Source organism: Arcicella sp. (assembly GCF_964672035.1).
In genome coordinates this window covers 1-12,509 of sequence record NZ_CBABQS010000106.1, presented here as the reverse complement: position 1 = coordinate 12,509, position 12,509 = coordinate 1, and the positions used below count along the sequence as shown (strand labels likewise).

At 37.9% G+C, this 12,509-nt stretch carries 10 protein-coding genes; all 10 read left to right on the top strand.

Annotation, left to right across the window (positions count from 1 at the left end):
• Positions 1-353 precede the first annotated feature (353 nt).
• The 10 genes from AC1W31_RS18980 (at position 354) to AC1W31_RS18935 (ending at position 11,937) form a co-directional block, all read left to right on the top strand.
• Positions 354-785, top strand: coding sequence for an HYC_CC_PP family protein (locus AC1W31_RS18980; protein WP_481736068.1), 432 nt, complete (start codon positions 354-356; stop codon positions 783-785).
• Between the two features lie 178 nt (positions 786-963).
• On the top strand, positions 964-1,506 hold the full coding sequence (locus tag AC1W31_RS18975; protein ID WP_481736067.1) for a helix-turn-helix domain-containing protein: 543 nt from the start codon (positions 964-966) through the stop codon (positions 1,504-1,506).
• Positions 1,507-1,525: 19 nt separating this feature from the next.
• A complete protein-coding gene (locus tag AC1W31_RS18970) occupies positions 1,526-2,701 on the top strand; it encodes a TolC family protein (RefSeq protein ID WP_481736066.1) in 1,176 nt (391 codons plus the stop codon).
• The gene (locus AC1W31_RS18965; RefSeq protein WP_481736065.1) at positions 2,698-4,386 is read left to right on the top strand and encodes an efflux RND transporter periplasmic adaptor subunit; all 1,689 of its coding nucleotides are present in this window, start codon (positions 2,698-2,700) and stop codon (positions 4,384-4,386) included. The genes AC1W31_RS18970 and AC1W31_RS18965 overlap by 4 nt, the downstream gene beginning before the upstream one ends.
• A gap of 30 nt (positions 4,387-4,416) precedes the next feature.
• Complete coding sequence (locus AC1W31_RS18960; protein ID WP_481736064.1) at positions 4,417-4,758, top strand: heavy metal-binding domain-containing protein; 342 nt, start codon at positions 4,417-4,419, stop codon at positions 4,756-4,758.
• Between the two features lie 27 nt (positions 4,759-4,785).
• Positions 4,786-5,787: a heavy metal-binding domain-containing protein gene (locus AC1W31_RS18955; RefSeq protein WP_481736063.1), complete on the top strand. Its 1,002-nt coding sequence runs from the start codon at positions 4,786-4,788 to the stop codon at positions 5,785-5,787.
• A gap of 49 nt (positions 5,788-5,836) precedes the next feature.
• The gene (locus AC1W31_RS18950) at positions 5,837-8,944 is read left to right on the top strand and encodes an efflux RND transporter permease subunit (RefSeq protein ID WP_481736062.1); all 3,108 of its coding nucleotides are present in this window, start codon (positions 5,837-5,839) and stop codon (positions 8,942-8,944) included.
• A 14-nt stretch (positions 8,945-8,958) separates the two neighbouring features.
• Positions 8,959-9,696: a hypothetical protein gene (locus AC1W31_RS18945; protein WP_481736061.1), complete on the top strand. Its 738-nt coding sequence runs from the start codon at positions 8,959-8,961 to the stop codon at positions 9,694-9,696.
• 12 nt (positions 9,697-9,708) lie between these two features.
• Positions 9,709-10,269 (top strand): DUF2911 domain-containing protein, encoded by a 561-nt coding sequence (locus tag AC1W31_RS18940; RefSeq protein ID WP_481736060.1) that lies wholly within the window; start codon positions 9,709-9,711, stop codon positions 10,267-10,269.
• 213 nt (positions 10,270-10,482) lie between these two features.
• Complete coding sequence (locus AC1W31_RS18935) at positions 10,483-11,937, top strand: multicopper oxidase family protein (RefSeq protein ID WP_481736059.1); 1,455 nt, start codon at positions 10,483-10,485, stop codon at positions 11,935-11,937.
• Positions 11,938-12,509: the final 572 nt, after the last annotated feature.

Below are 12,509 nucleotides of genomic sequence, written 5' to 3'. Positions count from 1 at the left end.
AAAGCCGATATTTATCTCTAATCTATGCTAATAAACAGCTTTTTTACTTAAAAATGATATAAAAAGGTTAAAATACTTAGGAAGTTATCCATAAAAAAGACCTTAAAAAACATGCCATTTTTAAAATTATTCTACTCGTAAGTAATTATTTATCAACTAATTAAGTGTCTTTGGCGGGAAGTTAGCCTCAAATTTAAGTGAACCCCCAAAATTCAAAAATACTATTTTGCTATTAATATAATAGTAGCCACAAATAATTTTTCTCAATCCGAAAATTATATAAAATAAACAATTCAAAATATAAACGCTTGAATACAAGGTTATTAGTATCTTTGCGTTTTATTAATCTAATAATGAAATCACGTTTGACTCGCATATTTTGTTTGCTTATGGCAATGCAGGTACTTTTTATGAGTACGGGCTTTTCCATGATTGAACATTTTTGTAAGTTAAAAGGTAAGCAAACGTTCATTTTTTCCTCGCCTCCTAAGTGTTGTTTTAATAAAATAAAACACGAAAATAAATCAAGTAATCCGCTTTTGAAGAGAGCAAAGTGTTGTAATGAACAAACTACGCTTCTCAAGATAAATCCTAATGCTTCACAAGGGCATGAAATAGCACAAGAATTTCAAGCTCATCACTGGATTGATATTACTCCGAAGATATTGTTCTTTTCGACATGGGTGTCCCAAGCCGTTTCTTTCCAAGTTCCTCATTTTTACAGTCCCGCACCCCCACTTTCTGGGCGTAAACTTCTCGTATTTATCCAATCGTTTCTGATTTGATACAGTTTAATGAAATTGTGTTCAGTCTTTGTGTATTTGCATAAAGACTGAACACAATTTTATCCTAAACTGTATTTTTTATGTCTTTATTTATCGGAATGCCCATTTTTACGTGAAAATCCATTTTCGGTTTCAACGTCTTGCATTAGATAATCAAATGTATTTTACAGAAACAAGCATGATTTTATACATCAAAAATATGGTTTGCGACCGATGTAAAATGGTAGTGGCAGAGCTCTTTAAACAAATCAATATTGTACCCATCAGAATAGATTTGACCGAAATTGAGATTTCGGAAGAACTTACCGAAGAACAAGAAAGTACGCTCCGAGATAGTTTAGAGAAAGTTGGATTTGGATTAATGGATGATAAACGTGGTCAAATAATTGAGAAAATCAAAACCACCATTATTGAATTAGTCCAAGAACAGCCCGATGTTTTGCGGAAAATTAATCCATCTATGTACATTTCTGAAAAAGTTGGGAGAGAATATAAATACCTCACTACTTTATTTTCAGAAGTTGAAGGAAATACGATTGAACATTATTTGATTTACCAAAAAATCAAGAAAGTGAAGGAACTACTGATTTATGATGAACATTCTTTGAGTCAAATAGCGGACGCCTTACAGTATAAAAGTGTGCAACATCTTTCGATGCAATTCAAAAAAATAACGGGCTTAACACCGAGCCAATTTAAAGAATCAAAAAAGAGAGAATAAAATATCTAAAAATCAAATTATGAGATACTTACCCATGTTTTTTTTATTAAGTAGCCTTACCGTTTTTGCCCAAAAATCATTAACGGAGCAAGAAGCTATTGAAGCCGCCCTTAAAAATAGTGCTGCCCTGAGAGCTTCTGGTTTGGTAATTCGTCAGAATAACGAACTGTTGAAAAGTGCGAAAAATATAAAAAATCCTGATGTTATTATGGAAGGCCCTACTGGACTATTTTATACAATTGGCGTAACCCAAACGATGGATTATCCAACTGTTTACAAAAAGCAGAGTCTTTTACAAAAGCAACAAATCATCTTGTCAGAAAAAGAAAGAGGAGTTACTGAAAATGACATAAAATTTCGGGTGAAAAGCCAGTATTTGATTTTGCAATACAGTGAGTCATTGGTAAAATTATTCGGTGTTGAAGATAGTTTGTATGCCCAAATTTCGCAAAGTTCATCCCGTCAATTTGAGGCGGGACAAATTGATTATTTAGCAAAAACCTTTGCAGAAAGCCAGTTTGGGGAAGTTCGCAATAAATTGAATCAATCACAGGCGGACGTGCTGACCAATGTGAAACAATTGCAACAATTGATGGGGATTACGGATAATATCACCGCAACCACGCTTCAAAAAGAGGCAACTTTCTCCGCTGTAAATTTAGACGATAACGCTTTGGCAGAAAATCCGACCATTAGTGTCTTTAAACAATCCGAAATTATCAATAAAAATTTGATTGAATTAGAAAAAGCCAAGGCATTGCCAGGGTTAATAGTTGGCTATTTTAATCAAGGTTTGAGAGATACCCCCGCCTATCTAAGATTCAGAATTGGGGTAAGCGTTCCGCTTTGGCAGGGACAATATAAAAGCCGTATTAGGGCAGCCCAAACGGGTTTTGAAATTGCCCAAGAACGCACTAATGCTCAAAAACAAACCATTTCCGTTGATTTACAACAAGCCTTGGGAGATAATCAAAAATACCGACAAACCCTTGATTACTACGAAACGAAAGGTTTGAAACAATCTGAGGAAATTATTACGACCGCATCCAGACTTTTTAAGGCAGGGCAGAATGATTATGTGAGTTTTCTAAGAACGCTTAACGATGCTTATACGATAAGACAGCGATACATTGAAGCCCTACGCAACTATAACCAAACGCAACTAAACATTAATTATTTATTAGGAAACCAATGAAAAAGGCAATTCTAACATCCTTATTTTTCTTCTTTTTGGTAGTAGGAAACTATCAAAAAGTGAAGGCACACGGAGGCGAAGACCACGGGGCAGCAAAAACTCCAACTGGTGCAGCAAAGACCTATTTTTCGAGCCAAGCGGTTTCTGAAAAATATGAAATGATATTAAAATTTGAACCATTGGAAGCGGGTGAAATGGGTAAATTACGCCTATACATCAATGATTTTATCACAAATCGTCCGACTGAAAAGGCAATTTTAAAGATTTCAAGTCCCGAAGATGCCAACATTAAATTTGAAATAAAACCCAACGAAAAAGGTGTTTATGAGATTTTGGGCGTGTTTCCTACCAAAAAGAAATATTCTTTAACGGTTAGTATCAATGCTGATTCAGGTCCTGATTTATTTTCCTTACAAAATATTGTAATTGGAAAAGAATTACCGAAAGCCCATGCCGAAAGCGATAATGCTTTAACTACGCATTGGTACGAAAAACCTTATTTTTTGGTAGGTGCAGGGCTAATTATCGGAATGTTATTGATGTTTTTATTGAGTAAAATCAAAAACAAAAAAGCCGTCATTGCTTCCATAATTGTCATTTGTTTATTGCCAACTGCCAATTGGCAAAAAGCACTCGCTCACGGAGACGAAGGAGCGGGAAGTAGCACAGGGGCATTATCCAACGCTTTTGAAGTACCGAAAGAAACCCAATTTTTATTTGAGGTATTTACGCAACGCATTGGAAATGGCGAATTTACCGAAAGTCAAAAACTCTTTGGTACGGTGATGCCTTCGCAAAATGGACAAGCCTTAGTGCAAACCCCACAGACGGGCAAAATTGTTTCCCTTAATGCCAGAGTGGGGCAAAAAGTGAGTAAAGGGCAAACTTTGGCGGTAGTGGAACAAAATATTGATGCGTCAACCCAAGTGAGTTTTCAAGCGGAACGCAACAATTTAGAAGCTGAATTGCAAGCCGCCAAAAGAGAATACGACCGACTTAAAGGAATTGAGGATATTGCCGCTAAAAGGGATGTTTCCGAAGCTGAGGCACGTTACCAAAAGGCTCAACAAAATTTAAAAGTATTCAAAAATGTAGGGGCGGGCGGTAATGGTAGTTCAAAGAGAATTGCCTTAAAATCCCCCATTGGTGGTACAATTGGCAACTTTAACTTCTCTTTGGGTTCAACGGTTAATATTGGTGAAACCATTTTTACGGTAATCAATTTATCAAAAGTTTACATTGAAATTCAAGTGTATGACAAAGATGTAAATCTGGTGAACGGGGCTAAAAAGTTTACGGCAGAATGTAGCAATGATTCTCACAAAACGGCACAACTCAGATTAATTGCCCCTGCCCTCACAGTGAGTCCAACCAACCAATCGCAAAGAGTTTTATTTGAATTGGATAACCCCACGGGAGATTTTAAGATTGGCGAATTTGTCAATATCCGAGTTTTTGCTGGGCAACCCGTCCGAGGAATTACCATTCCAAGTTCAGCCATCAGTGAAATCAACGGTAAACCCGTAGTTTTTTTGAAGGATTCGCCCGAAGGTTTTAGTATTGCCTACGTCTCAACGGGCAATGATAATGGAGAATATACCATCATCAAAAAGGGGATTGAAGAAGGCGAAAGAGTTGTGACCAACGGAACTTATCAATTGAAAATGATTTATCAAAACCAATAATTATAATTCACAGATTAAACAATTTAGAAAATGAAATCAATCCAAATCCTTGCTACTTTTTGCTTAATCGTAGCAGTATCAACGAGTCATTGTTTTGCCCAAAAAGCCAAAGGCAAAAAAGAAGTTGTTTCGGCGGTTTACGTCTGTCCAATGCACCCAAATATGACGGGTAAAAAAGTCGATAAATGTTCAACGTGTGGCATGGCATTAATTCCAAAGAAAGCCCAAGCTAAAAAAGAGGTTGCCGCAGCCACTTACATTTGCCCCATGAAATGCGAAGGTTCAGCCAGTAACAAGCCAGGTGATTGCCCAAAATGCGGAATGAAATTAGTGGCAGCCAATGACAAAAAAGAAGGGCATAATCACAAATAAAACTCAAATATTAACAAACAAATTAAGATGAAAAAAGGAGTAAAGTTTTTAAGTTTAGTAACCCTGATGGGTACAAGTCTATTTTTAGGTTCATGCGGTAATGCCACTAAATCAGAAGGTTCAAAAGATTCTACGATGGCAAACATGGAGGGAATGGGAAAAACGGATGAACACAGTGGCGAACATACCTATGCCTGCCCGATGCACCCAGAAGTTACGGGCAAAGAGGGTGATAAATGTCCGAAGTGTGGAATGAAATTAGAACATAACGACAATGCAGGGAAAGGAAATGGCAATACGTATAAAATGGAGTTCAAGGCAAATCCTACCACCGTAGAAGCTGGAAAAGCTGCCATGTTATCGTTTACGCCCAAAATTGTAGGAAAAGAAACCGAAGCCGTGCCGTTGGATGTACACCACGAGAAGAAATTACACCTGATTGTGGTCTCAAAAGACCTTTCTTATTTTACGCATATTCACCCAGAATACAACGCATCGGGAAGTTATGATATTTCGGTTTTAGCGAAGGGAAAAGCCTATTCAAATGGGGCTGGACACAATGAAACGGTTTTTGAAAAAGGGGGAGATTATATGCTTTTTGCGGATTATTTCCCATCGGGCGGAAACAATCAATTGGAGAAAATTAACTTAAATGTGGGCGGAAGTGCTTATACGCCCGCTACTTATGCTACCCCAAGATTAGTTTCAACGGTGGACGGTTACACACTTACGCTGATGCCCGAAGGTGGTAAACTTGAAGTGGGTAAATTGGCTCACATTGAAGGGGTTTTAACCCAAAATGGCAAAGCAGTGGATGCCAGCACCCTTGAAAATTACTTAGGAGCAAAAGCTCACATGGTCGTTATTGGTGTGGAAGAAAAGCAATATCTACACGTTCACCCCGAAGTAGTAGATGGCAAATTTGACCTACACACCACGTTTGAAAAAGCGGGGGTATATCGTGGTTGGGTACAATTTCAATCTAACGGCAAAGTACATACGGCAGATTTTGTGATTGTAGTAAAATAAAATTTTGGTTGAAATACTAACCATATATATTGAACAAATACCAAGTAAAATGCTTAACAAACTCATCCAATTTTCACTTCATAACCGCTTATTTGTGGTAGCTTTTGCTGCCTTGATTATGGTTTATGGCGTAATTACGATTATCAACTTGCCCGTTGATGTACTGCCCGACTTAAACCGTCCGAGGGTAACAATATTCTTGGAATCTAATGGATTAGCTCCCGAAGAAATTGAAACACAAGTGATTTTACCCGTAGAAACTTCTTTGAATGGAGCTCCTGGGGTGGAAGTTGTGAGAAGTAGTGCAGCAATTGGCATCGGAATGGTGTTTGTTGAATTTGATTGGAAAACGGATGTGTATCGGGCAAGGCAGTTGGTGGCTGAAAAATTACAGACCGTCCAACTGCCCAACGGTATTACGTCCGTGATGGGTCCGATAAGTTCCGTGATGGGACAAATTATGTTAATTGGCGTGAGTAGTGATACCACCAGCCCCGCCGATTTACGCACCCTTGCCGACTTTACGATTCGTCGAAGACTAATGAGTATTAAAGGTGTGTCGCAAGTAATTCCCATCGGTGGCGAACGCAAGCAATATCAAGTATTAGTTTCGAGTGATAAATTAAGACAATTTAACCTCTCGCTTGATGATGTTGATAATGCTTTGCAATTAACTAACCAAAATACCACGGGTAACTTTTTTAACCGTTTTGGTTCGGAAGTGCTTATCAGAAACGTAGGCAGAGCCAATACCTTAGCCGATTTAGCCCAAACCGTTGTGGGTAATAAAGACGGTTTACCCGTGATACTTTCCCAAGTGGCAGACGTAAGATTTGGCTCTGCACTCAAACGGGGTGATGCCAGCATTAATGCCAAACCCGCTGTAATTTTAACCGTTGAAAAACAACCAGGTGCCAATACCGTTCAATTGACGGACGAGGTTGAAAAAGCCCTTTTGGAATTGCAAGCTACCCTACCCAAAGACGTAAAGCTAAATCCAAGAATTTTTCAACAAAAAAACTTTATTGTCAATTCCCTTAAAAACGTTGAAGAAGCCCTCAGAGACGGGTTTATTCTTGTAGTTATTATCCTATTTTTGTTTTTACTTAATTTCCGAACCACCATTATTACCCTCACTGCCATTCCTTTATCGTTGGTGATTTCGGCAATTGTTTTCAAGGCTTTTGATATTTCAATAAATACCTTAACGCTTGGCGGTTTAGCCATTGCCATTGGTGAATTGGTGGATGATGCCATTGTGGACGTGGAAAATGTTTTCCGCAGATTGAAAGAAAATAGTCTTTCCCCAACGCCACAGCCCATTTTGCAAGTTATTTACCACGCCAGTTCCGAAGTTAGAAATTCCATCGTTTATGCTACTATCATTGTAGTATTGGTATTTTTACCGCTGTTTTATATGCAAGGAATCGAAGGCAAAATCTTTGCCCCTTTGGGTATTGCTTACATCACATCCATCATTGCATCATTGGTGGTCTCGCTCACACTTACGCCAGCTTTATGCAGTTATTTTTTGACTAATATTAAAACCCACGAAGAAAAAGACAGTGTTTTAGTTCGTTTTCTGAAACGTCAAGATACTAAAATTCTGCATTGGGGTTTAGGAAGACCTAAATTTATCATTGGAGTTGCCATGATATTGATTGTTGCCGCCGCTGGAATTGTCCCTTTTTTCGGAACGGAATTTTTACCGCCTTTTAATGAAGGATCATTTACTGTAAATTTTTCAACTCCTGCGGGAACGTCTTTGGAAGAAAGCAATCGCATCGGAACGATGGGAGAAAAATTGATGCTGAGAGTGCCAGAAGTGGAATATGTGAGCCGCAGAACGGGACGGGCAGAGTTGGATGAACACGTGGAACCCGTGAGTAATTCAGAAATTGAAGTAGAATTGAAGCCCAATAATAAACGTACCAGAGATGAGATTTTGGCGGATATTAGAAAAGAATTAACCATTTTAAAAGGAGTTTCGGTAAATGTGGGACAACCTATCTCCCACCGACTCGACCATTTATTGTCGGGTGTTCGTTCGCAAGTTGCCATTAAACTTTTTGGACCAGATTTGAATGATTTACGTCTGAATGCAGGGAAAATCAAACAAGTAGTCAGTAGCGTTCAAGGGGCGGTGGATGTGCAAATTGAAAAGCAAGTACTTGTTCCTCAATTACTTATCAAAGTAAACCGAGAGGCTCTACAACGTTATGGCATACAAGCGGGTAAGGTTTCGGAAATCTTAGAGACTTTTTATAATGGTAAAGTGGAAGGACAAATTTTAGACGGTCAAAAAACTTTTGATATATTATTGAGAACCACCGATGAGGAACGAAGTAACATTGATAAAATCCGTAATACCCAAGTGAGTACCGCTAACGGAAATACCATTCCGTTGTATCAAATTGCCAGCATAGAATCTACCAATGCCATCAATTCGATTTACCACGAAAATACCCAACGAAGAATCGTAATTTCCTGCAATGTTCAAGGGCGGGATTTGGGAAGCACGGTGAAGGAAATTCAAGAAAAAATTGGCAAAGAAGTAAAATTGCCATCGGGTTTTTATATTCAATATGGTGGGCAATTTGAGAGCCAACAAGAAGCCTCAAAACTCATTGGCTTGCTGAGTATTTTTGCTTTGGCGGGTATATTCTTGGTTTTATACAGCCATTTTAAATCTTCCAGAATTGTTTTACAAATTATGTTAAATGTGCCTTTGGCGTTGATTGGAAGCGTTGTTGCGGTAATTTTAACGGGTGGAACGTTCTCCATTGCCACGTTAGTAGGTTTTATTACCCTCACGGGTATTGCCTCACGAAACGGCATTATGATGATTTCGCATTATATCCATTTGATTGAACAAGAAGGCGAAACGTTTTCGGCTCACATGATTATTAGAGGTTCGTTGGAAAGACTCGTTCCCGTTTTAATGACCGCCTTAGTGGCAGCATTGGCATTAATTCCGCTCACCTTAGACGCTCAGGCATCGGGAAAAGAAATATTGTATCCCGTGGCAACCGTTATTTTGGGTGGATTGATTTCAAGTACGCTTTTAGACATGATTGTTACGCCAGTGGTGTTTTATCAATTTGGCGAAAAGGCATTGGAAACGTACTTCAAAAATAAAAAGCAACAAGAATTTTAACCACAAAACAAGCCATGAAAAAAGTAGAATTTCATCGAAAAATTCGTAAAACCCACCGTTGGTTGGGTTTATTCTTAGGCATCCAGTTTTTGTTTTGGACGATTGGCGGTTTGTATTTCAGTTGGTCAAACATGGATGAAGTTCACGGCGACCATCAAAAAGCCCATATTCACCCGCTTTCGGCAGATATTCAATTGGTTAATCCGCAAGATATTATCCAAAAAATCAAGCAAAAAGATAGTGTTTCTTTTGTGTATGACATTCATTTGATTCAGATTTTGGATAAACCAGTCTATCAGATTAGTTATTCAAAAGGGCATGAAAGTAGCAAAAGTATTCAATTAGCGGATGCAAAAACGGGAGAACTACGCACTGCATTATCCGAAAAAGAAGCGGTTGAAATAGCCAAAAAAGCCTTTTCGGATGATGCCCAAGTAAAGCAAGTTGAATATTTAACCACCACCAACGGACACCACGAATACCGTGAACAACCTTTACCCGCTTTTGCCGTAACGTTTGAACACCCTTCCAACACAACGGTTTACGTGAGTTCAGCGTTAGGAACGGTTCAGAAGTTCAGAAATAACAAATGGCGAATCTTTGATTTCCTGTGGATGATGCACACGATGGATTACCAAACCCGTGATAATCTTTCCAATTGGTTGTTGAGAGCCTTTTCCATTTTTGGTTTATTTACCATTTCATCGGGCTTTATTTTATTTTTTGTCAGTCGTAAAAAATCAATCAAATAAATTAGTTAAATCATGAAAAAGACCATCGTATTAAACTTCCTTTTGGCACTTTCTGCCAGTGTTTTTGCTCAACACGAAAATCATCAACCCAAAGCCGATACAACCAAAGCGGCTGTAAAACCCAAAAGCCCAAAAATGTCGGCAATGGTAATGGTGGGCACGAATCATGTACATATTGATTATGGTTCACCGAGTGTGAGAGAGCGTAATATTTGGAACGGTTTAGTTGCCTACAATCAAGTGTGGTCATCGGGAGCTCACAAAGCTACTTGGATAGATTTTGGTCAAGATGTAATAATAGAAGGCAAACAAATTCCAAAAGGAAAATATGGATTTTTTACTATTCCAGACAAAGAAACGTGGACGTTGATTTTGAGTAAAACTTGGGATATGCACTTAGCGGATGATTATAAAGAAGAAAACGACATCATCAGAATCAAGGTGAAACCCCTCAAAAGCGATAAATTAGTGGAAGCCCTCACGTATGAAGTATTACCGACCAATGCCAACGAAGGCAAGATAAAATTGAGTTGGGAGTATTTGAGCGTTGAGCTTCCATTTAAAAATAAGTAGTTAAAACGGCTAATTTAACGCAACCATTTAGTATAATTTTGACGTATTCAATTTATATCTCATTTCGGTTTATTGATTTATAAATTCTCAGATTTATTACTTCAATAATCAAAAAAAGGTTATTAATATATAGTCATTATGAGATATTTTCATATAACATTTTGAAAATAAGTATGTTAGCATAATCATCAACTCTCTTTTAAATCTCAGAACATGAATAAAAATGAATTTCTCAAAAATTTAGGCTTCGGCACAGTTGCGTTAATTGCGGGTGAAAGCCTACTATCCTCTTGTATGGGCGGAATGGATATGGGAGAATCTGTTGCTCCAATCGTTTCCGATGGCGAGTTTATAAACGCTTTAAGAATCCCTGAAACAATATCGGGAACAAGCCCATTGATTGCCCAAAGTGTTCAAGATGAACTACTTACGGGTAAGAGAGTTGGAGTTCAAAGCTATCGAAACGGCATTTTAGGACCCACTTTTCGAGTACAAAAAGGTTCAACCGTGAACATTGCATTTCAAAACAAAATGGCTGAACATTCTAATGTGCATTGGCACGGATTGGTCGTACCTGCCAATATGGACGGTCATCCCGAGCGAATGATTATGCCTAATGAGAGTTTCAATTTTCAATTCCCCATCAATCAACAGGCTGGAATAAGCTGGTATCACCCCCACATTCACAAACTGACGGGTAAACAGGTCATGCAAGGTATGGCAGGACTGTTTATCGTGGAAAGCCCAGAAGAAAAAGCCTTAAACTTACCGAGTGGTAATTTCGAAATTCCCTTAATTATTCAAGATAAAAGATTGAATACTGATGGTAGTATTAAGTATAATCCAACGATGATGGAAGTTATGTCGGGTTATATGGGTGAAACTATTTTGGTAAATGGCACAACAAAACCTTATCTGAATGTGGCAACTCGTTTTTACAGGTTTAGAGTTTTGAACGGGTCTTCCGCTCGAATTTATAATTTGGCATTGAGCAACAAAGCGGATTTTTATGTGATTGGTTCGGACGGTAGTATTTTGCCACAACCTGAAAAAGTAAAATCTTTGATGCTAAGTTCGGGAGAGAGAGCCGATATTTTAATTGACTTTTCGACGATGAAAGTAGGAGAACAAGTTTATTTAACCAGCGAAACATTCTCAACGATGGGAACATCACAGGGGGCAGATTCTTTTAAAATTCTTGATTTTATCATAAAAAACCAAGAAACTGATACCTTCAAAATGCCATTTTCTTTGATTCCAGTTGACAAAATTACGGGTTCGAGCAAGACCAGAACATTTGCTCTGACAGGAGATATGATAAACATGAACGGTGGTATGCACAAAATCAACGGAAAAGTTTATGATGGTAATCGTATTGATGAAACCGTTAGTTTAGGAGCAACTGAAACTTGGGAATTCGATAATTCAACGGGAGATGAAGCCCATCCTATGCACATTCACGGAGTTGAATTTCAAGTTGTTTCACGTTCAGGTGGACGAAATGCCATTTTTCCACAGGAAAAAGGATGGAAAGATACTGTTTTGGTTGCCCCGAAAGAAAAAGTACAAGTTGTTATGAAATTTGGACAATCAGGAAAATTTGTTTTTCACTGTCATAATCTTGAACACGGTGACGATGGAATGATGCTAAATTTTGAAGTGAAGTAAAATGTTTGGCAGTAACAATCAGATAATTATGTAAAATTCATTACGAATTTTATAACAAGTAAAATGTTAATTTTTAGAACTTTACATCAAGTTTAAAGTTTAAGAACGGCATGATTTACTGGGATTCATGCCTGTGAATCATGCCGCTTTTTTTGTAAAAATCAATAAAAATGACCCATACATGGAGTGCATCAAAAAGTGTGGGGCAAATGATTTTTGATGTTCTTAACCTAAAAGCACATTAGGTTCAATAAGTAATCATAAACTGACTTTCTTGAAATAATAACTGCTTGCCCCACACTTTTTGATGCACTCCAATTACAAGACTTAGTTTATATTTACCCCAAATGGTGATTCCAGCCTATAAGGGGAGAGGCCACAGCCTTGGAGTGCATCAAAAAGTGTGGGGCAATTGATTTTTGGTGTCCTTAATTAAAAAATTATTGGGTTCAATTGCCTACCCTTAAATGATTCTCTAAAACATAAATCTGTTTGCCCCACACTTTTTGATGTACTTGATTAAAAAATTATTGGGTTCAATTGGCTAACTTAATATGATTCTTTAAAACACA